The organism is Micromonospora alfalfae, assembly GCF_022230925.1.
Taxonomy (GTDB): Bacteria; Actinomycetota; Actinomycetes; order Mycobacteriales; family Micromonosporaceae; genus Micromonospora; species Micromonospora alfalfae.
Genome location: NZ_JAKKFH010000034.1, coordinates 72611 through 98948, shown reverse-complemented (window position 1 = coordinate 98948; position 26338 = coordinate 72611). Strand labels below are relative to the sequence as shown.

21 protein-coding genes and 1 tRNA gene are annotated in these 26338 nt (G+C 71.3%); 14 read left to right on the top strand and 8 right to left on the bottom strand.

Annotation, left to right across the window (positions count from 1 at the left end; translation table 11 throughout):
* Positions 1–41: 41 nt before the first annotated feature.
* From MED01_RS26070 to MED01_RS26060, 3 genes are all read right to left on the bottom strand, one after another.
* The gene (locus MED01_RS26070) at positions 42–824 is read right to left on the bottom strand and encodes a peptidase (RefSeq protein ID WP_238671178.1); all 783 of its coding nucleotides are present in this window, start codon (positions 822–824) and stop codon (positions 42–44) included.
* A complete protein-coding gene (locus MED01_RS26065; RefSeq protein WP_238671177.1) occupies positions 824–2101 on the bottom strand; it encodes a VWA domain-containing protein in 1278 nt (425 codons plus the stop codon). The genes MED01_RS26070 and MED01_RS26065 overlap by 1 nt, the downstream gene beginning before the upstream one ends.
* Before the next feature lie 365 nt (positions 2102–2466).
* A complete protein-coding gene (locus tag MED01_RS26060) occupies positions 2467–4128 on the bottom strand; it encodes a dolichyl-phosphate-mannose--protein mannosyltransferase (protein WP_274526293.1) in 1662 nt (553 codons plus the stop codon).
* 140 nt (positions 4129–4268) lie between these two features.
* Here MED01_RS26060 and rsmI point away from each other — a divergent pair, with 140 nt between their 5' ends.
* The gene (rsmI, locus tag MED01_RS26055; RefSeq protein WP_274526292.1) at positions 4269–5108 is read left to right on the top strand and encodes a 16S rRNA (cytidine(1402)-2'-O)-methyltransferase; all 840 of its coding nucleotides are present in this window, start codon (positions 4269–4271) and stop codon (positions 5106–5108) included.
* Between the two features lie 31 nt (positions 5109–5139).
* Here the strand turns inward: rsmI and MED01_RS26050 are convergent, their stop codons facing one another.
* Positions 5140–6198, bottom strand: coding sequence for a hypothetical protein (locus tag MED01_RS26050; protein WP_238671174.1), 1059 nt, complete (start codon positions 6196–6198; stop codon positions 5140–5142).
* Positions 6199–6347: 149 nt separating this feature from the next.
* On the opposite strand from MED01_RS26050, the gene metG reads away from it, so the two are divergent.
* A complete protein-coding gene (gene metG / locus MED01_RS26045; protein WP_238671173.1) occupies positions 6348–8150 on the top strand; it encodes a methionine--tRNA ligase in 1803 nt (600 codons plus the stop codon).
* A 70-nt stretch (positions 8151–8220) separates the two neighbouring features.
* On the opposite strand, the gene MED01_RS26040 is transcribed toward metG, so the two are convergent.
* Both MED01_RS26040 and MED01_RS26035 read right to left on the bottom strand, forming a co-directional pair.
* Positions 8221–11091: an RHS repeat domain-containing protein gene (locus MED01_RS26040; protein WP_238671172.1), complete on the bottom strand. Its 2871-nt coding sequence runs from the start codon at positions 11089–11091 to the stop codon at positions 8221–8223.
* Between the two features lie 160 nt (positions 11092–11251).
* Positions 11252–12499 carry a hypothetical protein gene (locus tag MED01_RS26035; RefSeq protein WP_238671171.1) on the bottom strand — a complete coding sequence of 416 codons (1248 nt, stop codon included), beginning with the start codon at positions 12497–12499 and terminating at the stop codon, positions 11252–11254.
* Positions 12500–12627: 128 nt separating this feature from the next.
* On the opposite strand from MED01_RS26035, the gene MED01_RS26030 reads away from it, so the two are divergent.
* The 6 genes from MED01_RS26030 (at position 12628) to MED01_RS26005 (ending at position 18645) form a co-directional block, all read left to right on the top strand.
* On the top strand, positions 12628–13527 hold the full coding sequence (locus tag MED01_RS26030) for a TatD family hydrolase (protein WP_238671170.1): 900 nt from the start codon (positions 12628–12630) through the stop codon (positions 13525–13527).
* A gap of 46 nt (positions 13528–13573) precedes the next feature.
* Complete coding sequence (gene rsmA, locus MED01_RS26025; RefSeq protein ID WP_238671169.1) at positions 13574–14443, top strand: 16S rRNA (adenine(1518)-N(6)/adenine(1519)-N(6))-dimethyltransferase RsmA; 870 nt, start codon at positions 13574–13576, stop codon at positions 14441–14443.
* Between the two features lie 86 nt (positions 14444–14529).
* Positions 14530–15477, top strand: coding sequence for a 4-(cytidine 5'-diphospho)-2-C-methyl-D-erythritol kinase (locus MED01_RS26020; protein WP_238671168.1), 948 nt, complete (start codon positions 14530–14532; stop codon positions 15475–15477).
* Between the two features lie 120 nt (positions 15478–15597).
* Positions 15598–17403 (top strand): ABC-F family ATP-binding cassette domain-containing protein, encoded by a 1806-nt coding sequence (locus MED01_RS26015; RefSeq protein WP_238671167.1) that lies wholly within the window; start codon positions 15598–15600, stop codon positions 17401–17403.
* A gap of 100 nt (positions 17404–17503) precedes the next feature.
* Entirely contained in the window at positions 17504–17959 is a 456-nt protein-coding gene (locus MED01_RS26010; protein WP_238671166.1) for a DUF4383 domain-containing protein, read from the top strand.
* A 209-nt stretch (positions 17960–18168) separates the two neighbouring features.
* Positions 18169–18645, top strand: coding sequence for a DUF4383 domain-containing protein (locus MED01_RS26005; RefSeq protein ID WP_238671165.1), 477 nt, complete (start codon positions 18169–18171; stop codon positions 18643–18645).
* Positions 18646–18651: 6 nt separating this feature from the next.
* Here MED01_RS26005 and MED01_RS26000 read toward each other — a convergent pair whose 3' ends face one another.
* Entirely contained in the window at positions 18652–19350 is a 699-nt protein-coding gene (locus tag MED01_RS26000) for a TetR/AcrR family transcriptional regulator (protein ID WP_238671164.1), read from the bottom strand.
* A 225-nt stretch (positions 19351–19575) separates the two neighbouring features.
* Positions 19576–20541 (bottom strand): acyl-CoA desaturase, encoded by a 966-nt coding sequence (locus MED01_RS25995; RefSeq protein ID WP_238671163.1) that lies wholly within the window; start codon positions 20539–20541, stop codon positions 19576–19578.
* Positions 20542–20854: 313 nt separating this feature from the next.
* Here MED01_RS25995 and MED01_RS25990 point away from each other — a divergent pair.
* The 6 genes from MED01_RS25990 to MED01_RS25965 all read left to right on the top strand — a co-directional run bounded on the left by MED01_RS25990 (position 20855) and on the right by MED01_RS25965 (position 26285).
* Positions 20855–20926, top strand: a tRNA-Gln gene (locus tag MED01_RS25990).
* A 110-nt stretch (positions 20927–21036) separates the two neighbouring features.
* Positions 21037–22569 carry a bifunctional UDP-N-acetylglucosamine diphosphorylase/glucosamine-1-phosphate N-acetyltransferase GlmU gene (gene glmU, locus MED01_RS25985; RefSeq protein WP_308193564.1) on the top strand — a complete coding sequence of 511 codons (1533 nt, stop codon included), beginning with the start codon at positions 21037–21039 and terminating at the stop codon, positions 22567–22569.
* Positions 22570–22627: 58 nt separating this feature from the next.
* Positions 22628–23608 carry a ribose-phosphate diphosphokinase gene (locus MED01_RS25980; protein ID WP_091394633.1) on the top strand — a complete coding sequence of 327 codons (981 nt, stop codon included), beginning with the start codon at positions 22628–22630 and terminating at the stop codon, positions 23606–23608.
* A 333-nt stretch (positions 23609–23941) separates the two neighbouring features.
* Positions 23942–24637: a 50S ribosomal protein L25/general stress protein Ctc gene (locus MED01_RS25975; RefSeq protein ID WP_238671162.1), complete on the top strand. Its 696-nt coding sequence runs from the start codon at positions 23942–23944 to the stop codon at positions 24635–24637.
* A gap of 94 nt (positions 24638–24731) precedes the next feature.
* Positions 24732–25322: an aminoacyl-tRNA hydrolase gene (gene pth / locus MED01_RS25970; RefSeq protein ID WP_238671161.1), complete on the top strand. Its 591-nt coding sequence runs from the start codon at positions 24732–24734 to the stop codon at positions 25320–25322.
* A gap of 132 nt (positions 25323–25454) precedes the next feature.
* Positions 25455–26285, top strand: a complete 831-nt coding sequence (locus MED01_RS25965) for a 3'(2'),5'-bisphosphate nucleotidase CysQ (RefSeq protein WP_238671160.1) — start codon at positions 25455–25457, stop codon at positions 26283–26285.
* Positions 26286–26338 lie beyond the last annotated feature (53 nt).

Genomic DNA, 26338 nt, shown 5'->3' with positions numbered 1-26338 from the left:
TGGTGGCCCCGCCGCCGGGCGGGGCCACCAGAGGTGGCGTTTCAGCGACGTCGAGGCCGTCGGGTCACCGCGAAGCCGAACACGCCGGCCACCGCGGCGAGCACGCCGCCGATGCCGGTCCAGACCCAGCGCGAGCCGAGATCCGGCAACCAGTCCGCCAGCGAGCCGCTCTCGTCGTCGGCCTCCGCGTCCACCGGGGGTACGGCGTTGAGCACCGTTCCGGCCTTGGTGTTCGGCACCAGCGGGGCGGCCAACTCGCCGTCGTCGGCCGAGGCGCCCCGGTCGGCGGTGGTGCCCACCAGCAGGTCGACGTCGATCGGCGCACCAAGGTCCGGCTCGGGCAGCTCGATCACCGAGAGCCGGACGACGTACGTGCCGGGCAGTGGGTCGGCCGACCAGGGCTCCGCCCACGACCGCACCTCGCGCAGCGTGCAACCCAGCACCACGTTCGATGCCTTCGCGTCCACTGTCGGGGTCTGGGCCCCCGCCGTGCACGCCTGGCGTCGGCGCAACCCGTCGAAGACGTCCACCGTCCAGGTGGAGGCGCCGCTGCGTCCCTTCGGGAAGGTAACGGTGGCGGTGATCTCGTGCACCTGGCCGGCCGTCGCCGGGAACGACCAGTAGAGGTGGTCGCCGATCGAGGCGTCCACCCGTACCGGTTGGCCGGCGGTGATCGGGGTGGCGGTGAGGAACGATGTGCCGGCACGGTTCACCGGCGTGGCACCCGGGGAGGGGGTCGGTGCGGCGGTGGCCGCGGTGGGAAGCAGAGCGGCCGCGCCGGCGGCGAGCAGCGCCACCATCGACCGGAACAGTGCGGTACGCATCAGTTCTCCCTCCAGGTGGCTACCCACCAGCGGGTGAGCAGACCGGCGAGCAGACCGGTGAGCAGACCGGCGATGGTGAGCAGCGCGAGCAGCGCCCAGCCCCGGCCGAGGTCCGGTCCGTCCGGTGCGGGTGCGGCGGCGACCACGTCGATCGTCAACTCCACCGGCATGCCCGGGGTGGCCGCGGTGCCGGGACGCGGGGCGAACGAGTTGCTGACCACCAGGCAGACGGTGGTGGGTTCGATGACCGGCGCGGAGCTCTGCTCGGTCTCGGCGACATCCTCGTCGTCGGCGGTGGCCGACCAGCGCAGCCCGGCGGAGAGCACGTCGGCCCGCCCGCTGCCGGCGTCAGCGCCGCGGACGAGTTCCCGGCCGTCGGCCGCGGTGGCCCGCAGCAGCACCCCGTAGTCCCGGTTGACGGCCCGGTCCAGCGCCATGCTCACCGAAGCCCGCAGTTCCTGCCCGGGGCGGACCGGCACCCGGTAGTAGCGATGCTCGGAGAACGCCTCCCGGTCGGCGTAGACGCCGGGGGCGAGCAGTGGCGCCGAGTCGCACGCGCTGGTGCCGCCGACCACTGTGGGGGCCCGGGTGTGCGTGTCTCCGGCCCGCTCGACGAGCTGTTTGATCCGGTCGGTCAGCTCCTCGGCGCTCTGCGCGGCGGTGTAGGTCCCGCCGGTCGCGCTGGCGATGCAGAGCAGTTGCCGGCGAACCTTGTCGTCGGGGGCCAGGCCGAGGGTGTCGACGACCAGGCTGGTGCCCTGGGCGGCCAGTTCCCGGGCCACCTCGCACGGGTCCGGCGGAGCACAGGTGTCCTCGCCGTCGGTGATCAGGACGATCCGTCGGGTGGTGGCCCCGGTGCCCAGGTCCTGCGCGGCGGAGCGCAGCGCCAGCCCGACCGGAGTGAACCCGGTCGGCCGAAGTGTCGCCACCGCCGCCTTGGCGGCGGACCGGTCCACCGGCCCGACCGGCACGATCTGCTGGGTGTCCTGGCAACCAACCTTCTTGTCCTTGCCGCGGTAGGTCGCGCCGAGCACCCGGATGCCGAGCTGTGTCTCCTCGGGTAGCGCGTCGACCACCTCGTTGAAGGCCTGCTGGGCGACCGAGATCCGGGTGCGTCCGTCGATGTCGGCGGCGCGCATCGACCCGCTGACGTCGAGCACCAGCTCGACCCGGGGCGGCTCGGGCACCGGCTCCTCGTCGGCCTGCGCCGGCCCGGTCAGCGCGGTGGTCGCCAACAGTCCGAGAAGGACCGCCGTCGATCGTCTGAAGTTGATCACGACCCGCAGTGTAGTGAGATCCACTTTGGATGATCGTTTGGGTGGAGGCATGCGGAACCGGCGACTGCGGCTGAGCCGAGGATCGCCTCTGACCGGCCGCGCCCGCGCTCAGGGTCCACGCCGGGTCACCCTCGGTCAACTGCACGAGGGAAGGTGTCGGTTCGGCCAGCATCCGTCGGAAATCTGACCCAAGTCGACCCGTTGTGCCGGTGGTGCGCGGTGGTTAAGCTCTTCTTGCGCGCCCCAATCGCCCGCTTCCCCCGTGGCAGGCGATCGGGGCGCGCGTCTTTGTCAAGAAGGGCCCGCACGCTTCGGCGTGCGGGCCCTTCTTCCGTCGCGCTGTGCGGCGCGTCGCCTGTCGATGCTTATATCCACCGACCGTCGAGCCACATCCGGGACAGCCAGTCCGAGTACGGAATCACCCGACCCACGAAGATCGGATAGAAGTACGCGAAGCAGAGCGCCACCAGCAGCACGTACGCCCCCGCCGCGATGCTGCCCACCAGTCGACGCTCATAACTCGGGTCACCGGGCACCAGCGGCGCCACCGCACCCACGTCACCCCCGGCGGGGGCGATCATCGCGCCCAGCACGTACACCACGGCCAGCACCAGGAACGGCACCGCCGGCGCGGCGTAGAACGAGAACATCGTCCGGCCGTCGAGGGCGAACCAGAACCACGGCAGCAGCCCGGCGGCCACGGTGAGCAGGATCGCGCCGGCCCGCCAATCCCGACGGGCCACACCAAGCCAGACCAGCGCCACCAGAGCGGGCAGGAACGACCACCAGAGCAGCGGGGTGCCGAGCAGCAGAATCTCCGAGGCGCAGCTCGCCGCGCCGCAGACGCCGTCGCCGGCGTAGTGGAACGCCACCGGACGGCCCAACAGCAGCCACTGCCACGGCCACGACTGGTACTTGTGCGCGTCATCAAGCTGGGCGTGGAACCCGTACGCCGCGCGGTGGTATTCGAAGAGGTTGATCAGCGGACCGATCACCGGGCGGTCGCTGAGCCGGGAGCCCGGGTAGGCCGACGCGAGCCGGTAGTAACCGTCGTCGGTGAACAGCCAGCCGGACCAGGTGGCGAGGTAGGTGCCCACCATGAGTACGCCGGCGAACACCAGCCAGGGCAGCTCGTCGACGAGCGTGTCCCGCCAGGGCCTGCGGACGCCGGCCGAGCGGCGGACGCCGACCTCCCAGAAGAGCACCAGCAGCGCGAAGGCAGGCACGAAGTACAGGGCGCTCCACTTCACCGCACAGGCGCAGCCGATCAGCACCCCGGCCGCCAGCCGCCACCACGGCCAGGTGCGCCAACCGGTCGGCGGGCGGCCGGCCCGGCCCGGCTGGCTCGGATCGAGCCCGTCGTCCAGGGCCCGAGCCCAGCGTCGACGGCGGGCGTCCCGATCGAGCACCAGCGCGCCGAACGCCGCCAGTACGAAGAAGAGCAGGAAGATGTCGAGCAGGGCCGCGCGGGACAGCACCAGGTGGAAGCCGTCCAGGGCGAGCAGCAGGCCGGCAGCGCAGCCGAGCACCGTCGAGCGGAACATCCGCCGGCCGATGCGGACCAGCAGCAGCACCGACAGCGTGCCGATCACCGCCGCCGAGAATCGCCAGCCGAACTCCGGCGCGGTGGTCATCAGGTGCCCTGGGACGGAGACCTTCGAATCGGCGTCCTGATAGCCGAACGCCCACTCGCCGATGCCGATCAACCACTTGCCCAGCGGCGGGTGCACCACGTACGACGGGACGTTGTCCTTGTAGTTCCACTCCACGCCGCGGGAGATCAGCCCGTAGGCGTCCTTGGCGTAGTACGTCTCGTCGAAGATCTTGCCCTTCGGGCTGGACAGCCCGACGAAGCGCACTATCGCCGCGATGGCCACCACCACTGCCGTGGCCAGCCAGGAGAACCGATCCACCTGGGTGTCGACGGTGGCGAACCGTCGCCGGACCGTCGCGGCCACCCCGCCGCCCTCGGCACCCGGTGCCGTCGGCTCCTGGTTGGCACCGGGCTCGCCCGTCGCCTGGATCATCTTGTCCGGATCGGCGCTCGGGCTCTGCGCTGTCGACGCACTCGTCACCCGGCGATCGTAGGCTGCCAAGGTGTCCGGTGGCGTCCGTCGTCCCTGATACCGGTATTCCCAGCAATGAAGGAGACGAATTCGTGGGTGAAATGTCCGAAGTTGGGCGCCTGATCCTGCTCGGTGCCCCGCTCGGCAACCCCGCCGACGCCTCGGCCCGACTCCGGGAGGTGCTGATCAGCGCCGACGTGGTCGCCGCCGAGGACACCCGCCGACTCACCCGGCTGGCCCGTGACCTCGACCTCACCGTCGGCGGTCGAATCGTCTCCTACTTCGAGGGCAACGAGGAGCGGCGCACCCCCGAGCTGGTCGAGGCCATCCTCGGCGGATACGTGGTGGCGCTCGTCACCGACGGTGGGATGCCCAGCGTCTCCGACCCCGGCTACCGACTGGTCCGTGCCACGTTGGATGTCGGGGCGCCGGTCACCGTCGCCCCCGGGCCCAGCGCTGTCACCACCGCGCTGGCCGTCTCCGGGCTGCCCTGCGACCGGTTCTGCTTCGAGGGCTTCCTGCCCCGTACCCCCGGCGGCCGCCGATCCCGGCTGCGCGCCCTCGCCGCCGAGGAGCGCACCCTGGTCTTCTTCGAGGCCCCGCACCGGATCGGAGCGACGCTCACCGACCTGGCCGACACGTTCGGGGCGGACCGGCCGGCCGCGCTCTGCCGTGAACTCACGAAGACCTACGAGGAGGTGCTCCGTCGCCCCCTCGGCGAGCTGGCCCGGTGGGCCACCGAGGGGGACCCGCGCGGAGAGATCACCCTTGTGGTGGCCGGCGCTCCGCTGACCGCTGCCGAACGCCCCGACGACGACACCCTGCGCGCCGCCGTCGCCGAGCGGGAGGCCGCCGGCCGGTCCCGCCGGGACGCCATCACCGACGTCGCCACCGAGTACGCGCTGCGCCGCCGGGACGTCTACACGATCGTGCACAGCTGACCGCTGTGGCAGGGTCCGCCGGACGGCGGGTTCACCACGCGGCGGCCAGGAAGCCGACTGTGATCAGCGTGGGGCCGGCGATGGCGGCGGCCACTGCCCAGCGGCGGTGCCGGCGACCGGGCAGCCGGGCCGACCCGGTCCATCGAACGATGCCGGCGGCGCAGGCCAGCACCACCAACAGACCGGGCAGCCACCGCAGGTGCCGGCCCACACCGACATCCGCGTACGCGGTGCCGCTGTCCGGGCCGGTCATCCGCGCCGGCAGCGCGGTGCCGGCCGTGCTCCCCTCGACTGGCACGCCGCTGACCCGGACACCATGGGCGATGAACCGCCCGTCCTCGGCAGTGAAGATCCCCCGGCACCGCAGGGTGAGCCCGCCGCCGGAGCAGTCGTCGATCACCACGGTGCCAGTCCGGGCGTGCCCGACCGCGAGCCAGAACGGGCCGGCGCTGACCCAGGCGAAAAAGGCCGCGACCAGGCTCAGCACCACCAGCGCGGCGAGCCCGGGCAGCGGATCCGGCGGTGGGGGCGTGCGGCTGGGTGCCCGGCGCAGCGCCAGCCGGAAGCCGCGAAGCCGCGCCGGTGCCGGGTCCTTGCGGACCGGGGTGCCGTCCCAGTGCACCTGCTCGATCGGCGCCCAGAAAGCGCCGCCGTCGTCCGGCGGGTCGCCGTCGGGCCCATTGTCGCGCTGTCGGCGACCCTGCTGCCGGACCGGCACCCGACGTGGCACCGCGTCCACCGGAGCGCCGGTGGTCGGCTCCACCTCGACGGGCTCCGCGCCGACCGGTGCCGCGCCGGCCGGCGGGCCCGACGAGCCGGGCCGGACCGGGCTGGGAACGGGTGCCCCCGGGGTCGGACGAGTCGGTGTGGGTGACGGCGCCGCCGGCGCGGGGCGGGCCGGGGCAGCGGACCTCCCCGCCGGGGTGGGCCGCTGCGAACCCGGGTCGGCGCTGGGCACGACCCGGGGCTGCGGCGCGACCCCGGCGAGCCGTGACGCGGCAGGCTCAGGCCCCGGGTCGTCGCCGACCGCCGACCCGGTGGGACGGTCCTCGTGGTCCCGCGCCGCTCCTCTGCCCGTCACGACGTTCATTGCACACCGCGCCAGGAGGTGAAACCGGCAGGTGAGCCGCGTGTCGACGACAAATCGGACCAACGGGCGAGGTGGTCGGCCCGGTCCGACGGTCGGGCACCCCCCATTGGTTCGCGAAGGCCCCGGACGGGTCACTAGGCTCACTGCTCATGAGTCACGTTCTCGCGGCAGTGGCCTGGCCGTACGCCAACGGCCCCCGCCACATCGGCCACGTCTCCGGTTTCGGCGTTCCCTCCGACGTCTTCGCCCGGTACATGCGGATGGCCGGCCACGACGTGCTCATGGTCTCCGGCACCGACGAGCACGGCACCCCGATCCAGGTGCAGGCCGACGCCGACGGGGTGACCCCGCGCGAGCTGGCCGACCGGTACAACAGGGTGATCGTCGAGGACCTGCACGGCCTCGGTCTCTCCTACGACCTGTTCACCCGCACCACCACCCGCAACCACTACGCGGTGGTGCAGGAGTTGTTCGAGGGGATGTACCGCAACGGCTACATCGTGCCGAAGACCACCATGGGCGCGATCTCCCCGTCCACCGGGCGCACCCTGCCCGACCGTTACATCGAGGGCACCTGCCCGATCTGCGGGTACGACAGCGCCCGCGGCGACCAGTGCGACAACTGCGGCAACCAACTCGACCCGATCGACCTGATCAACCCCAAGTCGCGGATCAACGGAGAGACTCCGAAGTTCGTCGAGACCGAGCACTTCTTCCTGGACCTGCCGGCCCTGGCCGAGGTGCTGCGGCAGTGGCTGGACACCCGCGAGGGGTGGCGGCCCAACGTGCTGCGGTTCTCCCGCAACCTGCTCGACGACCTCCAGCCCCGGGCGATCACCCGTGACCTGGAGTGGGGCGTACCGATCCCGCTCGACGGCTGGCGCGACCGGTCGGACAAGCGGATCTACGTGTGGTTCGACGCCGTGATCGGCTACCTGTCCGCCTCGATCGAATGGGCCCGTCGCTCCGGCGACCCGGACGCGTGGCGCAGGTACTGGTCCGCCGACGGCGCGGGGAAGGACGCCCAGTCCTACTACTTCATGGGCAAGGACAACATCGTCTTCCACTCGGTGATCTGGCCGGCGCTGCTCTCCGGCTACTCCGGCGAGGGCTCCCGCGACGGTGAGCCGGGCGAACTGGGTCGGCTCAACCTGCCCACCGAGGTGGTCTCCAGTGAGTACCTGACCATGGAGGGGCGCAAGTTCTCCTCGTCCCGCAAGGTGGTCATCTACGTTCGCGACTTCCTGGAGCGCTACGACGCCGACGCGCTGCGCTACTTCATCGCCGCCGCCGGCCCGGAGAGCAACGACACCGACTTCACCTGGGCGGAGTTCCTGCGCCGCAACAACGACGAGTTGGTCGCCGGTTGGGGCAACCTGGTCAACCGATGCGTCTCGATGGCCGCGAAGAACTTCGGTGCGATCCCGCCGGTCGACCCGGCCGGGCTCACCGAGGCCGACGACGCGCTGCTCGCCGTCGCCCGGACCGGGTTCACCACAGTCGGCGACCTGATCGGCCGGCACCGGCAGAAGCAGGCGATCGGTGAGGCCATGAAGGTGGTCGCCGAGGCCAACAGGTACCTCTCCGAGCAGGCGCCCTGGAAGCTCAAGGACGAGGCGGACAAGCCCCGGATGGGCACCATCCTGCACGTCGCCCTTCAGGTGATCAGCGATGCCAACACGCTGCTCACCCCGTTCCTGCCGCACTCCGCGCAGCAGGTGCACGAGCTGCTCGGGGGCACCGGCGTGCACGCGCCGATGCCGGTGATCGAGCAGGTCGACGACCTGGACGGCGGCCCGGCGTACCCGGTGCTCACCGGGGACTACACAGTCGGCGCGCGCTGGGAGTCGGTGTCGATCGAGGCGGGTCGCCCGCTGGCCGCGCCGAAGCCGGTGTTCCGCAAGCTCGACCCGTCGATCGTCGACGAGGAACTGGCCCGGCTGGCCGATTGAGCACCCTGCCCACGTACGAACCGCGGCCCCGGGGAAACCCCGGGGCCGCGGTTCGTACGGGTGGGCCGCCTTACGGCTGTACGAGGATGTTGTAGGACGAACTCTCCGTCCACGTGCCGTTGGCCAGTCGGCCCCGCACTGTCATCGTGTAGCTGGTCCAGTAAGGCGGAGTCCAGCTGACAGTCGCCGTGCCGTCGACGGCCGGGACGACCCGAGCGTCATCCTCACCGACCTGGTACTCGAACTCGACAATGCCTGCGGTGCCCCCGCTGAAGGTGAACAGGCCGGCCTGACCGGCGCCGCCGCTCCACTGCCCGGCCGGGTACTCCGCCGAGGTGACCAGCGGTGCGGTGCCAACCCGGAAGCGGTATTCGGTCGCCGGGGACATCTCCCCGCTGCGCAGCAGCTGACGGACCGACAGGGTGTTCACGCCGTTCCGGTCCGGGGTGAGGAGGAAACCCGTGCCGGTGCCGTCCGGGTCTGCGACCACAGTCTGCTCGGGGCCGTCGTTGAGTCGGTACCGGTACTCGGCGACGTCCGGGTACAGCTCGGTCCAGAAGGTCATCGAACCCGGCACACCGATGCCACCGGTGACGCTCCAGTCGCTGTAGTAGCCGGCCACGCCCACCCGGTCGCTCTTCACCACGAACTCGTACGTCCGGGTCTGCGACCTGGTGCCGTCCACGCCGTGGCTGGTGACCTCGATCGTCTGGTAGCCGGATTCGCTCGGGGTGTACGTCACGCTGGCCGTTCCGTCGGCGCCAGCGTCGACGCTTCGTTCCTGACCCCAGTTGAGCCGGTAGGTGTACCGCTGCACACCGGGCAGGGCCGGCTGGAAGGTGAACGTGGCCTCCTTGCCCACCCGCCCGTCCGAGCTGCCCGAGTCGTACGCGGCCGACCGGACGACCGGCCCGGTCCAGACCGCGAACGGCCACACCGCCGGGGGAGACAGCTCGCCGGAGGTGTACCGGGAGCGGACCGTCACCTGGCGGTTGCCGGCTCGATCGGGGGTCCAGGTCAGGCGGGCCGTTCCGTACTCCGCCGGCACCGTCTGCTCGGCCTCGCCGTCGAACTGGTAGACGAACTCCGCCACGTCGGGCATCGACGTGCTGAACTGGAACGACATCGGCAGTCCGAGGCCGTCCCGACGCGGCGATCCGTCGACATCCGAGGAGTAGACGGTGGGCTTGTTGTCGACGACCGAGAATTCGTACCGGGTGTTCTGCGAGATCGTTCCGTCGGCCCGCTCCGAACGAACGTTGAGCTGGTAGTAGTTGGGCGACTGCGGGGTCCACGCCAACGACGCCGTCCCGTCCGCCGCCGCGACAATCCGCGACTCCTCGTCGTAACCGAACGAGTAGCGGTAGGCCACCACGTCGGTGGTGCGGGGTCGGAACGTGAACGTTCCCTGCACGTCGACGACGCCGCTGTGATCCCAGGCGAAGTCTGTCGACTCGATCCTCGGCGCGTCGTTGACGGACACCGACTGGTGCCGTGAGCCGGAGAGCTTGTCACCTACGTAGGCCGAGACCACCAGCTGGTACAGGCGGGGTTCGGTGAAGGTGACAGTTGCCGTCGCCGCGGCTTCCGCCGCCAACACCCGTACCTCCTCACCGTCGTCGAACCGGTAGCCGAAGGAGGTCACCTCGGCGACGGGAGAGCGCATGGTGAGCGTGCTGGGCAGGTGGGTGCCGGCCACGTCGACCTGCACGCTGGGCTCGGTGTTCCGGACCCAGAACTCGTACTCGCGGGGCGGGGAGGCATTGCCCACGGCGTCCAGCGACCACACCCGCATGGTCACCGGTCCGCTTCGCTCCGGCGTCCAGGTGAAGGTTGCGGCAGCGCCCGGTGCCGGTGCGTTCACCACGACGATCGTTCCACTGTTGGGGTCGTCGTAGCGGTAGCGGGTCACGTCGGTGTCGCCACTTGCGTCGAAGCGGAACGTGCCCGGCACGCCGACGCCTCCCGAACCCGGAGCACCGTTGGCCGGGTATTCAGCGGAGCTCACCTGCGGAGCCTCGGCGGGGGCCTGCCCGTCCACCCGCACATAGCAGAGGGGAGCCCACCCGGAGTCGCCGTCCCCGTCCGTCGCTCGCGCCGTCCAGGCCAGGACGGTGCCGTGCGGATAGCTCGACATCTCCCACTCGGTCCGGTGCTCCTGGCCACCGCCGTAGCTGCTGCCACCCCGCTCGCGGCGCTGGTCCGGGTGGTCCACCGGCCAGGCCGCGAAGTAGACGTCGGCCCAGTCGTTGGGGTCCGGATCACTGGCCTTTGCCGAGAACGTGATCCAACCGCCCCCGACGGTGACCGGGTGGGTGGCGTCACCGCAGCCCTTGCTCGGGTAGAGGGAGAGGCCGCCGATCGTGGGCAGTCCGTTGTGCTGCACGCTGAGCGTGGGTCGGTAGTACAGCCAGCGGCCCTGACGGGCGTCCCGCTCGGCCTCCGCATTCAGCCGAAGCTCCAGGTGTAGCCGCGTCTCCCCCCGCGCGAGAGCGGCCCGGACGGTGCTGGTGAGGTCCTGGACGAGCGAACCGGGGCACTCGGCGCCGGCGCCGGCGCTCATCGTGCCGAGCTTCTCCCGCTCGACCGGAGGCTTCTTCCAGGAGTTGATGTTGGCGAACCCGGCGGTACGCCACAACTCGACCGAGGCCGCCGCGCCGCAGTCGGTGACCTTCTTCTCCCGCACGATCAGGTCCGCGTCGGACAACTGCCTACCGGCCAGCTCGGCCAGGCTGATGGAGAAGTAGAAGCGGGAGGTGTGGGCGTTCTCCTCGGCGTCCAGCCAGCGCCCGACGGGGGCGTCGGTCTGGGCGTTGACGGTGGCCCGGGTGGGTGTGGCGGAATCGGTGTAGGCCCAGCTCGACGCCGGGATCTGGGTGTTGGTGTAGGCGAGCGCGGGACTGGGCGCGACGAGCGCGCCGACGGCAACGGTCACCGCCACCGTGGCTGCTGACAGCCTTCGACGAAACACTATGGGAAACCTCCGGAAAGACGCCGGCGCGCAGCACGCCGGAGGCTCCGACCCTAATGATCATCGACGTGTCGCGGTGTCCCGTTTCCACGCCGAACGGCTCGCTCTCCCAACCCGGGAGGGGGAGCGCTCACATCGCGTATCGGGTGTCCATCACCTGGTCGTCGGTCACCTCGGCGCCCGGCGCCCAGGCCTCGTAGACGCCGCGTTCCTGACACTGCGCGCCGGTCGTCACCACGGTGTCCGGGTTCGGGTAGCGCAGGCGCACCCGCAGCCAGCCGGCCTCCTCCCGCAGCACCAGGCACGGCACCCCCCGCCACTGGGCGAACCGGAGCCGGCGGGCCACCGCGTCCACCGGGTAACGGGCCGCCCGGGTCATCGCCAGCACCCGGAACCCACCGGGCAGGTCGGCGACGGCCTCGTACTCGCTGTCGCCGTACATGCCGACCAACTGGGTGGAGCGGGGAGCGTCGGCGTTCGGCACGTACTCCTGGTCCGGGGAGAGGTCCGGCACCGCGGCCAGCAGGTGCCGCCACTGCGGGCCCACCATCCGCAGCCACCCGCGCTGCTCGGCCTGGTAGGTGTACAGCACCACCTCCACCCCGTTCGCCGGGTAGGCGATGAGGGCGGCGTTCGCCGGCATCGGCAGGTCGGCGAAGTCCCGGGTGATGAACTCCGGGATGAGCTGACCGTTGCTGGGCACGAAGCCGGTGCCGAGCACCGGCGCGCCGAGCCGGTCCCGGGAGGCCAGCGCGGTCAGGCCGCGGTGTGCCGAGCCCACCGGCACGTCGTAGTCGCCCGGGTCGGACGCGCGCCAGCGCAGCGCGTACGCCACGTCCGGGCCGTCCCGGCCAACGTCACCATCCGTACGCAGCACCGTCGTCGTCGCCGGCGTACGCAGGTGCGCCACATCGTGCTCGCGGTAGCAGAAGCCGTGCGGCAGCCAACCCCGTACGTAGCCGGCGAGCTGCTGGGCCGAGAGCACCTTCACCATCCGGGTGCCCCGCCGGACCACCGCCGACGCGCGCGCCGCCGCCAGCATCGGGTCGCCCGCTGCCGCCGGCTGCTGGCTGAGCTGGTGCAGGTACGCCCAACCCCGCTCGCGGTGAGCGGGCATCAGCAGCGGCGTCTCCGGCTCGTCGGCCGGCTCGGTGGCCCCGTGCACAGCGGTCACCTCGGTGACGTGCACGAACCGGTGCCACGGCAGGGCGCTACCCGGGCGGGGTGCCCACTCGAAGCCGGCCACCTCGTCGGCGCTGAACAACTCGTACGCGGCGCCCCGGGCGATCTCCTCGGCCGGGTACACGCCGCCGCCGAACGCCACGTGCAGTCCGGTCCGTTCGCCGGCGCTGCCACCGGCCTGGGGGGTGACGCTCATGCCGTCGCCTCGCTGCTCGGTGGGATGGGTCCGCACGCTGTCGCGTCCGCTCGTGAGCGACCGTAGAGTCGCGCGGCGTAGTCGGGGTGAACGTCGGGTGGCGGGCAGATGGACAGGCCCGGTGTGTGATGCTGTCGCTGATGAGCGAGCCCACTGAATCCCGCCGCGAGCGCGCCGCCCGGCGGGCCGGAGAGTTTCCGCCCGCCCCCGAGCCGTTGCCCCGGGCGGTGCTGGACAGCCACACCCACCTGGACATCACGGTCAGCGAGGCCGGTGTGCCCGGCGGCGGGCCGGCCGACGACCCGGTTGCCGTGGCGATCGCGTTGGCCACGAAGGTCGGCGTGGACCGGCTGGTCCAGGTAGGCGTGGACGTCGCCTCCTCCCGGTGGGGCGCGGACACCGCCGATGAGTACCCCGCCGTGCTGGCCACTGTGGCGCTGCACCCGAACGAGGCCCCCCGGCTCAGCGACCTCGACGAGGCGTTGCGGGAGATCGAGTCACTCGCGGCCCGCGACCGGGTCCGGGCGATCGGCGAGACCGGGATGGACTTCTTCCGGACCGGCGACGAGGGGCGTGCCGCCCAGGAGCAGAGTTTCCGGGCACACATCGCCATCGCCAAGCGGTACGGCAAGACGCTTGTCATCCACGACCGCGACGCGCACGCCGACGTGCTGCGGATCCTCGACGACGAGGGCGCTCCCGACCGGGTGGTGCTGCACTGCTTCTCCGGCGACGCCGAGTTCGCCAGCGAGTGCGTCCGCCGCGGCTACCTGCTGAGCTTCGCCGGCACCGTCACCTTCGGCAGCGCGACGGCGCTGCGCGAGGCCGCCGCGCTCACCCCGCTGGATCAGATGCTGGTGGAGACCGACGCCCCGTACCTCACCCCGATGCCGTACCGCGGCCGGCCGAACGCGTCGTACCTGATTCCGCTCACCGTCCGTGCGCTCGCCGCGACCACCGGCAGCGACCTGGACGAGCTGTGCGCGGCCATCTCCGCGACCGGCGACCGGGCCTTCGGCCCGTGGTGAGCCCGGCCCGACGGTCGGCGCCGACCCCGTCGCTACGCTGCCAGCCATGACCGGTCTCCTCGGCCCGGCGGAGATCCGGGAACTCGCCGCCCGGTTGGGCGTCGCGCCCACCAAGAAGCTGGGCCAGAACTTCGTGCACGACCCGAACACTGTGCGCCGGATCGTGACCGCCGCCGGCCTCACAGCCGACGACGTGGCCCTGGAGGTGGGGCCCGGGCTCGGCTCGCTGACAGTGGGGCTGCTGCCGGTCGCCGGGCACGTGCACGCCGTGGAGATCGACCCGGTGCTCGCCGGGGCGCTACCGGAGACGGTCGCGCGGCACGCCGGGGCCGACGCCGCCCGGCTCACCGTGCACCGCGCGGACGCGTTGCGCATCGCCGCCGCCGAACTGGCCGACCCGGCACCGACAGCGCTGGTGGCGAACCTGCCCTACAACGTCGCCGTGCCAGTGGTGCTGCACCTGCTCGCCGTGCTGCCCACCCTGCGACACGGCCTGGTGATGGTGCAGAAGGAGGTCGCCGACCGGCTCGTCGCCGGTCCCGGCTCCAAGGTGTACGGCATTCCGTCGGTGAAGCTCGCCTGGTACGCCCAGGCTCGGGGCGCCGGTAAGGTGCCGCCGAACGTGTTCTGGCCGGTGCCCAACGTCGACTCCGGCCTGGTCTCCTTCACCTGCCACGAGCCGCCCCGCACCGACGTACCGCGGGAGCGGGTCTTCGCCGTGGTGGACGCGGCGTTCGCGCAGCGGCGCAAGACGCTGCGCGCCGCGTTGGCCGGTTGGGCCGGTGGCGCGGACCGGGCAGCCGCGGCGCTCACCGCCGCCGGCGTCGACCCCGGCGCCCGTGGGGAGTCACTGACCGTCGAGCAGTTCGCCGCCATCGCCGCGTCGGCTCCGGTCGGTACGCCGGCCGGGAAGTAGGCTGACGCCGTGCCCGCCCAGGACGCTGAGGAGCTGAAAGTGGCCAAGCCGTTCGACATCCGCCTGCGCCTGCGGGACAGCACCCCGTGACCGAGGCCTGGCGACCGGACGACGACGAGCGACGCGGGGCCCTCGGCCCGGTGCGGGTGCGGGTGCCCGCGAAGGTCAACCTGCACCTCGGGGTGGGCCCGCTGCGCCGGGACGGCTACCACGAGCTGAACACGATCTACCACGCCATCTCGATCTACGACGAGCTGACGGCCCGCCGGGGCGACACCCTCGCCCTGACCATGGAGGGTGAGGGCACCGGCGAGCTGGCCCTGGACGACACCAACCTGGTGATCCGCGCCGCGCACGCCCTCGCCGGGTACGCGGGGGTGCTGCCGCACGCCCGACTGCACCTGCGCAAGCAGATCCCGCTCGCCGGTGGCTTGGCCGGTGGCAGCGCCGACGCTGCCGCCGCGCTGGTGGCCTGCGACGCGCTCTGGGGCACCGGGCTGTCCCGCGACGAGCTGGCCGGCATCGCCGCCGACCTCGGCTCCGACGTGCCGTTCTTGATCTACGGTGGCACCGCGCTGGGCACCGGCCGGGGTGAGGCGATCAGCCCCGTGCTGGCCCGCCCCACCTCCTGGCACTGGGTGGTGGCGATCGCCGACGTCGGCCTGTCCACCCCGACCGCGTACCGGGAGCTGGATCGGCTCCGCGACTCCGGTGCCGCCGGCGCCCCGCTGGGCAGCACCGACGCCCTGCTGGGCGCGCTGCGCCAGCGTGACCCCCGGGTGCTCGCCCGCACGCTCGGCAACGACCTCCAGGACGCCGCGCTGGCCATGCGCCCGGCGCTGGCCGACACCCTGAAGGCTGGCGAGGCGGCCGGCGCGCTCACCGGCATCGTCTCCGGCTCCGGCCCGACCTGCGTGTTCCTCGCCGCCAACGCGGCCGACGCGGAGCGGATCGCCGCCGAGTTGACCGCCGCCGGCGTCTGCCGGGAGGCGCGGGTCGCGCACGGTCCGGTAGCCGGCGCCCGCGTCGGCTGACGAGGCGTTCCACCGGAGCTGCTGGCGCGCGGCGCGGACGTTCGGGGCTTCCGCGTACCCTTGGGACAGGCGTCCAGGTGCCCGCCGGCACCCGGACGCTTTGATCATGAAGGGTGGAACGTGGCGAACATCGTCAATCTGGACCGGGTGTCCAAGGGGTACGGCGCCGCCGGGCGGCTGCTCACGGACGTCTCGCTCGGCCTGGACGACGCCGACCGGATCGGCGTGGTCGGCCTCAACGGCGCCGGCAAGTCCACCCTGCTGCGGCTGCTCACCAAGCAGGAGGACCCCGACGACGGTCGGGTGACCCACCGCCGTGACCTGCGTGTGCTCTGGCTGCCGCAGCAGCTCGCCCTCGCTCCCGAGGCCACCGTCCGGGACGTGGTGCTCGGCACCGCCTGGCTCGCCGAGGGCATGGGCGCCGAGCACGAGTGGGCCGGTGACTCCGGTGTGCGGGCCATCCTCGACGGCCTCGGCATGCCGCACCTCGGCCTCGACCAGCCGGTCGGCCCGATGTCCGGTGGCGAACGCCGCCGGGTGGCGCTCGCCGCGCTGCTCGTGCGCGACTCCGACCTGCTCATCCTCGACGAGCCCACCAACCACCTGGACGTCGGCGGGGTCGACTGGCTGGCCCGGCACCTGGTCGGCCGCAAGGGCGCCCTGGTCGTGGTCACCCACGACCGGTGGTTCCTGGACGCGGTCTGCACCAACACCTGGGAGGTCGCCGACCAGACCGTCCGCGCCTACGAGGGTGGCTTCGCCGCCTGGACCCTCGCCCGCGCCGAGCGTGAGCGGGTCGCCGCCGCCACCGAGGCCCGCCGGCAGAACCTGCTCCGCAAGGAGATCGCCTGGCTGCGCCGTGGCCCGCCCGCCCGGACCTCCAAGCCGCAGTTCCGCATCGACGCCGCCAACGCGTTGATCGCCGACGTGCCGCCGGCACGCGACACCATGTCGTTGCAGCGCATGGCCACCTCGCGGCTCGGCAAGCAGGTGTACGACCTGGAGAACGTCGAGCTGCACGCCGGCCCGAAGGAGATCCTTCGCGACGTCACCTGGCTGGTCGGCCCCGGCGACCGGATCGCCATCCTCGGCGCCAACGGCGCCGGCAAGACCACGCTGCTGCGGATGCTCGCCGGCATCACCCGCCCCGATGGTGGCCGCCTCGGCACCGGCTCCACAGTGCGGCCCGCGTTCCTCTCCCAGGAGCTCACCGAGCTGCCCGGGCACCTGCGGGTCCTGGAGGCGGTCGAGGAGGTCGCCCGCCGGGTTCAGCTCGGCGACCGGGAGGTCTCCGCCGCGCAGCTCGCCGAGGTGTTCGGCTTCGACGACCGCCGCCTCTGGACCCCGGTCAGTGACCTCTCCGGTGGGGAACGCCGCCGGTTGCAGATGCTGCGGCTGCTGGCCGGCGAGCCCAACGTGCTGCTCTTCGACGAGCCCACCAACGACCTGGACACCGACACCCTCGCCTCGCTGGAGGACCTGCTCGACTCGTGGCCCGGCACGATCATCGTGGCCAGCCATGACCGGTACCTGATCGAACGGGTCACCGACACGGCGTACGGGATGTTCGGCGACGGTCGGCTGGTGCACCTGCCCGGCGGCGTGGACGAATACCTCGCACGGACCGCCGAGCGGGCCGGCTCGCCCCGGGTGGGCGTCACCTCGACCTCCGCGCCCGGTGCCCCCTCGGGAGGCGGTATGTCCGCCGCCGAGGTCCGTCAGGCCCGCAAGGAGCTGACCCGGCTGGAGCGGCAGCTCAGCAAGCTCGACCAGCGCGAGACCACGCTGCTCGATCAGCTCGCGGCGGACGCCACCGACTACGCCCGGGTCGCCGAGTTGGACACCCAGCTCAAGGATCTGCGCGCCGAACGGGAGCGGATCGAGGAGAGCTGGATGACCCTCGCCGAGGACCTGCCCGAGAGCTGACCGGCCGGGCGCGCCGGCCCGGGCCCCGTGTGCGGCGTCACACCACCACATGCGAGACAATCGTCGGCGACACCTACCCCACGGCGTTGGAGACACAGACATGGCACACACCCCCGTCAACCACCCCGCGCGGCCGATCTACCGGGCGATCGGCGGGCTGACCGGTCTGTACCTGGTCGTCTTCGGTGTGCTCGGCATCATCGCGAGCACCGGCAACGAGATCCTCGCCCAGGACGACACCCGGGTCCTCGGTCAGGGCACCAACCTCGGCTTCTCGCTGCTCAGCGTGCTGCTCGGGATCATCGTGCTGGTCGGCACCGCGCTCGGCCGCAACATCGACGTGGCGATCAACCAGTGGCTGGCGTACGGCCTCATGGTGGTCAGCCTGGCCGGTCTCGCGTTCATCCGGACCGACGCCAACTTCTTCAACTTCAGCATCACCACAGTGGTCGTGGTGATGGCGGCCGCCCTGGTGCTGCTGATGGTCGGCATGTACGGCAAGGTCGGCACCGAGGATGAGGCGGAGGCGTTCCAGAAGGCTCGTCTCGTTCTCTGAGCTTTCTTCGTGGTTGCGGCCGTGGGTTTTCGCCGGAGCCCGAGCTGCTCCGGGCGGTCAGGCTTGATCCCTGCGCAGCTCGGGCTCCGGCGAAAACCTGACCCGGTCCAGCCTTTCGGCGGACCCCTTGGGCTTTGGGGTTCTGCGGACAGTTAGCGCTGCCTTGGGCGACAATTCCCCCTGAAACGGTCACATCAGGGGGTCTGGGCATGCCGCACTTTCCGGTCAACCATCCGGCACGGCCGCTCTACCGGATCCTCTCCGGGCTGATCGGCGTCTACATCCTGGTCTTCGGCGTCTGGGGCGTCGCCGAGACGATCGGGGATCCGCTCTTTGCCCGCAACAGCACCTGGGCCCTCGGGCTCCGGACCAACCTGGCCTTCTCGCTCGCCTCGGTGGTCTTCGGGGTCGTCCTGATCATCGGGGCCTCACGGCGTAGCAACCTCGGCCACTACATGAACCTCACAGCGGGCGTGGTGTTCCTGGTGACCAGCATCCTGATGATGTCGGTGCTGCAGACCGGTGCGAACTTTCTCAACTTCTCGATGTCGACAGTGGTCGTGTCGATGCTGTTCGGCCTGATCCTGCTCGGCACCGGCCTATACGACAAGGTCGGCCCACCGGAGTCCGCCGAGGCGGAGTTGGAGCACCGCAAACACCCGGTGGCCGACGTGCACCGCCGCTGATCGGGGTCAGCTGCGCCGTGCGGTGATCAGCGTCGGCTTGGCCTCCAGGTGTGACAACCCGTTCCAGGCCAGGTTGACGAGGTGTGCCGCCACCGTCTCCTTGCGCGGCTTACGCACCTCCAACCACCAGCGACCTGTCAACGCCACCATGCCGACCAGCGCCTGCGAGTACAGCTCGGCGAGCTTCGGGTCGTACCCTCGGCTCTTGTACTCGGCGCCCAGGATGTGCTCGACCTGGTGCGCCACGTCGTTCATCACGCTGCTGAAGGTGGCGGTGCCGGACATCAGCGGCGACTCGCGGACCAGCACCCGGAAACCGCTGGTCTCCTCCTCGATGTAGGTCAGCAGGGCGAGCGCCGCCTGTTCCAGAAGCTCCCGCGGATGCCCGGCGGTCAACGCCGTGGTGATCCGGTCCAACAGGGCCCGGACCTCCCGGTCCACCACCACCGCGTAGAGCCCTTCCTTGCCACCGAAGTGCTCGTACACCACCGGCTTGGAGACCTTGGCACGGGCCGCCACCTCCTCGATGGATGTGGCGTCGAAACCGCGCTCGGCGAAGAGTTGCCGGCCGGTCGCGATCAACTGCTCCCGGCGTTGGGCGGCCGACATGCGGACCCGGGAGGGAGCTTTGGCTTTCGGTGCCGCCGTCGGCGTCGCCCGTCGGCCGCTGACAGCTGCCGGCGCGTCGTCGCTGACCTCAGGCATGTCGCCGCCTCGCTGGCGCTCGGTGACGCCCTGCCGTGGAATGGTTCCTCCGCTGTGCCCGTTCACGTCGTCGCCTCACTGTCGGGCGGTCCGACCGCCCTGACGCGCCGTTCGACAGTACCCGGAACGGGCTCGGCCTCCCGTCCGCCGAGCCGCCTGGTCCCCCCGCATGGCTCGGGTCATCCGGCCATCCTGCCAGGCGGCATCGTCGAGCACCGTCCGGTTTCAGTGGGGTGCGACAGGCTTCACCAGCTTGGCGGCGAGGCGCTCGGGCTTTGGCCAGCGCACCTGCGTTGCCGCGCCGGCCTTCTCGAACAACCAGATCACCCGGGCGGAGATGTCCACCTGACCGCGCAACACGCCGTGCCGGGCGCTGGTCGGGTCGGCGTGGTGCAGGTTGTGCCAGCTCTCGCCGAACGACAGGATCGCCAGCGGCCAGAAGTTCGACGCGCGGTCACCCTGGCGCATCGCGAACGGACGCTCACCGTAGACGTGGCACACCGAGTTGATCGCCCAGGTGACGTGGTGCAGGAGGCCGATCCGGACCAGCCCGGCCCAGAAGAACGCGGTCAGCGCGCCCTGCCAGGACCAGGTCACCAGGCCGCCGATCAGCGCCGGGCCGAGCAGCGAGATGGCCACCAGCGCGGGGAAGAGCCGGTCGACCCGGCTGATGTCCCGGTCGGCGATGAGGTCCGGGGCGAAACGTCCGCGGTTGGACAGCTCCCGGCGGAACAGCCAGCCCACGTGTGCGTGGAACAGGCCCCGGGTCAACGCCCAGAAGCTGGTGCCGAACCGCCACGGCGAGTGCGGGTCGCCCTCCAGGTCGGAGAACGCGTGGTGACGCCGGTGGTCGGCGACCCACTGGATGATCTCGCCCTGCACCGCCAGCGAACCCGCGACCGCCAGAGTCACACGTAGCCACCGCTTGGCCTTGAACGAGCCGTGCGTGAAGTAGCGGTGGAAGCCGACGGTGATGCCGAGCCCGGAGACGACGTACCAGACCAGGCCGATGATCACGTCGGTCCAGCCCAGCCAGCCGCCCCAGGCCACCGGCACGGCGACCAGCAGGGCGACGAAGGGGATCACCACGAAGGCCCAGAGGGCGGCCAGGATGCCGGGGGACTGGCTGCCGTCGGTGAGTGGTTTGGGGCCGGGGCCGGCGGTGTTGGAATCGAGCAGAGCAGTGGACATGGGACCTCGCAGGGGGATGGTTACGATCACGAAGCTACGCCTACGTCACCGTAACTTACGGCACCGTAGATCGCACGGGGAAGTTTCGAATCGACTTCGCGTAACTGCTCGAAGTCGCAGGTCAGCCGGCCCGATGGCGGGTGCCTGACCGATCCGGGAAGAGAGCGGCCGAGGCGCGGGCCGACCACCCCCGGAAGGCCGACGACATCGATCGGTCGCCGTGCGAAGGGATGAGCGCTGGCATCCGACGGCCGGGGCGCTAAGGTGTAGCGGCGGGATGTCCATCCCTCGTGCGACGTGCTCACGTCGCTGATCGGCCGTGGTGTAATTGGCAACACCCGGGTCTTTGGTACCCGTATTTCAGGTTCGAACCCTGGCGGCCGAGCTGCCCATCTACGTCCGTTTTAGGGTCCGGTGGGGGTAAGAGGGAAACGTGCCGGGCCTCGCGGTTAGCATGGCCGCGAGAGTGTCCGCCGTCCCGACGGGAGCCACGTCGTGCCCCAGCCCCACCCCCGTACCGTCGTCGTACTTGCCGCCGGTGAGGGCAAGCGGATGAAGTCGACACTGCCCAAGGTGCTGCACCCCCTTCTCGGTCGGACGCTCCTCGGTCACGTGCTGAGCGCCGCCGCCCCGTTGGGCGCGGACCGCACCGTTGTCGTGGTCGGGCACGGCGCCGACCAGGTGCGGGCGCACCTGTCCGAGGTCGCCCCGGACGCCACCCCGGTGCTCCAGGCCGAGCAACTCGGCACCGGGCATGCGGTACGGATCGCGCTGGAGGCCGTACCGGACGGTGCCGGCACCGTCGTGGTGATCAACGGTGACGTGCCCCTGCTGCGACCCGAGACGGTGGGCGCGCTGGTGACCGCGCACGAGGAGGCCGCCGCGGCGGCCACCGTGCTGGCCGCCGAGGTGCCCGACCCGACCGGCCTCGGGCGGATCGTCCGGGACGCCGACGGGCGCCTGGAGCAGATCGTCGAGGAGCGCGACGCCGACCCGACGCAGCGCGCGATTCGGGAGATCAACGCCGGCATCTACGCGTTCGACGCGGTGCGGCTGCGCGAGGCGCTGGGCAAGCTCTCCACCGACAATGACCAGGGCGAGGAGTACCTGACCGACGTCTTCGGTCTGCTTCGTTCCGCCGGCGAGCCGGTGGCGGTGCACGTCGCCGTGGACCACGTCGAGACGTTGGGCTGCAACGACCGGGTGGAGCTGGCCACGCTGCGACGGCTGCTGCGCGACCGGATCAACGAGGCGTGGATGCGCACCGGGGTGAGCCTGCTCGACCCCGCCACCACCTGGATCGACGTGACTGTCGCGCTGGACCGGGACGCGGTGGTCGACCAGAACACCCAGTTGCGCGGCGGCACTGTGGTCGGCGCGGGCGCGCTGATCGGGCCGGACGTCACCCTGATCGACACGATCGTCGGTCCCGCCGCGTCGGTGATCCGCAGCCACGCCGTGGGTGCCGAGGTGGGCGCGGGCGCAACAGTCGGGCCGTACGCGTACCTGCGGCCGGCCGCCCAGCTGGCCGAGAAGGCGAAGGTCGGCACGTTCGTCGAAGTGAAGAACTCGCAGATCGGCGCCGGCGCGAAGGTGCCGCACCTGACGTACGTCGGCGACGCGACGATCGGCGAGCAGACCAACATCGGCGCCGCGTCGGTCTTCGTGAACTACGACGGGGTCAACAAGCACCGCACGGTGATCGGCAGCCACGCGCGGACCGGCGCGGACAACATGTTCGTGGCGCCGGTCGAGGTGGGCGACGGGGCGTACACGGCGGCTGGTTCGGTGATCATCGACGACGTGCCGCCGGGGGCGATGGGTGTCGCCCGGGCGCGTCAGCGCAACATCGAGGGCTGGGTGGTCAAGCGTCGCGCCGGCACCGCCGCGGCGGAGGCGGCGCAGCGGGCCCGCGACGCGAAGGGTGCGTCCGGTACGACTGGTGCCGCAAGCCACAGTGAGGCAATCCACGGGGCGACCGAGACGGTGGGCGGCGCATCCGGCGCGGGAGATACTGCAACCGAATAGTCCCTGACCCACCACCACCGGGTCGGGTACCGCCGACATAACGGGAGCAGACGGGCCCATGGGCAGCATCGTCGCCGAAAACCGCAAAAGCCTGATGCTCTTTTCCGGACGTGGCTTTCCGGAGTTGGCCAAGGAGATCGGCGAGGTGCTCGGCGTCGCGCCGACGCCGGCCGACGCGTACGAGTTCGCCAACGGCGAGCTCTTCGTACGGTTCAAGGACTCGGTACGTGGTTCGGACGCCTTCGTGGTGCAGTCCGTCACGCACGGGGTGAACACCTGGGTCATGGAGACCCTGATCATGGTGGACGCGCTGAAGCGGGGGTCGGCCAAGCGGATCACAGTGGTGTTGCCGTTCTACCCGTACGCCCGCCAGGACAAGAAGCACCGTGGTCGGGAGCCGATCTCGGCCCGCCTGGTGGCGGACCTGCTGAAGACCGCCGGCGCCAACCGCATCCTCACCGTCGACCTGCACACCGCGCAGATCCAGGGCTTCTTCGACGGCCCCGTGGACCACCTCTTCGCGATGGACATCCTCGCCGAGTACGTGGAGCACAAGTACGCCGGCCGGCCGATGACGGTGGTGGCACCGGATTCGGGCCGGGTGCGGGTGGCCGAGCGGTGGACCGACCGGTTGGGCGGGTGCCCGCTGGCGTTCATCCACAAGACCCGTGACCCGATGAAGCCGAACCAGGTGGTGGCGAACCGGGTCGTCGGCGAGGTGGAGGGCCGGGTCTGCCTGATCGTCGACGACATGATCGACACCGGGGGCACCATCGCCAAGGCCGCCGACATCCTCAAGGAGTCGGGCGCTGCGGAGATCGTTGTCGCGTCCACCCACGCGCTGCTGTCCGACCCGGCCACCGAGCGGCTGAAGAACAGCTCGATCAGCGAGATCGTGGTGACGAACACCCTGCCGCTCCCGCCAGAGAAGCAGCTGGACAAGCTCACAGTGCTGTCGATCGCGCCGCTGCTGGCGCGGGCGATCCGCGAGGTCTTCGACGACGGCTCGGTGACCACCCTCTTCGGTGGCCTGAGCTGAGCCTGAGCCCCGTTCCCACCACTTGGCGCGCCGGTGGGGGCGGGGCTGGCAAACTGACGGAAACAGGGCCGGCACGCTGGTGGGAGCGCCACCGACGCGCCGGTCCTGAGCCGTGATCGGGGACTGCCGGAAACCCTGGAAACAGCTCGGGTAGACTGGTGCGGTTGCCACGGCGAGGGTGCCCGGCGGGCCGCTGAAAAGCGCCGCACGGAGGCACCGTCATCGACGCGGTGCTCCGGGCAGTCGTTCATGACGCATGAGCCCCAGCGAGCCCCTCGCCCCAGCACCGTTAGACGACAAGCCGCCGCAGCGAAAAGCATCAGGAGTTTCCCCGTGTCCGAGGTAAAGATCAGCGCCGAGCCCCGTACCGAGTTCGGCAAGGGTGGTGCCCGCCGTACCCGCCGGGCCGGCAAGGTGCCCGCCGTGCTGTACGGCCACGGCGAGAAGCCCAAGCACATCGCGCTGCCGTCGCGGGAGTTCGCCGCCGCGATCCGCAAGGGCGGTGCCAACCAGCTCTTCGCGATCGACATCGCCGACGGCACCCAGGTGCTGGCGCTGCCCAAGGCGATCCAGCGTGACCCGATCCGCGACACCTTCGAGCACGTCGACCTGATCCTGGTCCGCCGGGGCGAGAAGGTCACCGTCGAGGTCCCGGTCCAGCTGACCGGCGAGGCCGCCCGGGACACCCTGATCGTGCACGACCACGACACCCTCTCGGTGACCGCTGACGCCACCAAGGTTCCGGACCACCTCGAGGCGTCGATCGAGGGCCTGGAGGCGGGCACCCTGGTGACCGCCGGCGATGTCGCGCTGCCGACCGGCGTCGAGCTGGCCGTCGACTCGGAGCTGACCGTCGCGTCGGTGACCGCCGCCCCGACCGCCGAGCAGCTCGAGGCGACGCTGCCCGAGGTCGAGGTTGCCACCGACGAGGCCGAGGCCGAGGTCGGCGAGACCACCGAGGGCTCCGAGGGCGCGGACGCCGCCCCGGCCGAGGGCGCCGAGACGACCGAGGCGCGCACCGAGGCCTGATCGGTTCGTACTGTGCGACAGGCGTCCCCGAAAGTTCGGGGGCGCCTGTCGGCATATCGGGAGTCGCTGCGTTGGGCGTCGGAAGGGACGGGTCGTGACGGACGAGGCGGGGCCGTGGCTGGTGGTCGGCCTGGGCAACCCGGGTCGGGAGTACGCCGGCAACCGGCACAACGTCGGGTTCATGGTGGCCGAGCTGCTGGCCGGGCGGGTGGGTGCCCGCTTCGGCCGGCACAAGCGGGCGGTGGCCGAGGTGGCCGAGGCGCGGCTGGGGTTCGGTGGGCCGAAGCTGGTGCTGGTGAAGCCACTGACGTACATGAACCTGTCCGGCGGACCGGTCGCGGCGTTGGCGCAGTTCTACAAGGTGCCGACGGCGCAGGTGATCGCTGTGCATGACGAGCTGGACATCGGCTTCGGCCAGGTGCGGGTCAAGTTCGGCGGCGGCGAGGGCGGGCACAACGGCCTGCGCTCGATGTCGAAGTCGTTGGGGACCAAGGACTACGCCCGGGTGCGGTTCGGCGTTGGCCGACCACCGGGGCGGCAGGATCCGGCGGATTACGTGCTGTCGGATTTTGGCGCGGCCGAGCGCAAGGAGTTGGATTTCCTGGTGGACCGGGCCGCCGACGTGGTGGAGTCGGTGATCACCAAGGGCGTGGAGCCGACCCAGAACCTCTACCACGGCGGCTGAGCCGGGCGGGGCGTACCCGAATCGGAAACGGCGGGCCGGTAGTCTGCGCCTTTCAGCGTGCCGCGACCGGCGACGCGAGTCGCGGCGGATCGGCCCGTGCGGGCAGTGCGGCGAGGCGACGGGAGCGGACAGATGAGCAGTCCTCCGATGATCGATGGCGCGTTCGCCCGATGGTTGGCGTCCCGAGCCGGGCAGGCGCTGCTCGACCTGCGCACGGAGATGGGTTTCGCCGACGCCGGTGCGCTGAAGTCGGCCGGGGACAAGGTGTCGCACGACCTGATCCGCACGGAGTTGGCGAAGTGGCGTCCGGGTGACGCGGTGCTCTCCGAGGAGGACGAGGGGTCGCGGTTGGCCTGGGCTGCGGAGGTGAACACCGGAGCGGTGTCGCGGTTGAACGCGGACCGGGTGTGGATCGTCGACCCGTTGGACGGCACCCGGGAGTTCTCCGAGGAGGGCCGCTCGGACTGGGCGGTGCACGTGGCGCTCTGGGCGCGCAACGCGCCGAGCCCGCACGGGCTCGTCGCCGGGGCGGTGGGGTTGCCGGCGCAGCACCGGGTACTCGGCACCGACTACCCGCCGGCGTACCCGCCGATGACCGTGGAGGCGGCGACGGGCGGCGAGCGGAAGATCCGCCTGGCCGCGAGCCGGAGCCGGCCGCCGGTCTTCCTGACCGATCTGGCCGAGGACGTCGGGGCGCACCTGGTGCCGATGGGCTCGGCCGGAGCGAAAATCGCCGCAGTGGTCACCGGCGAGGTGGACGCGTACATCCACGCAGGTGGGCAGTACGAGTGGGACTCGGCGGCCCCGATCGCTGTGGCGACGGCCACCGGACTGCACGCTTCCCGGATCGACGGTTCTGCGCTGAAATACAACGAGGCGGATCCGCGGCTGCCCGACCTCCTGGTCTGCCGCAAGGATCTCGCCACCCGGTTGCTTGCAGCGCTGCAGAAACATTCCGGGTAGCCTGAGCGAACTTTCTTGACATGCCCGACCGGAAAGGTCTGGAAATCGGATGA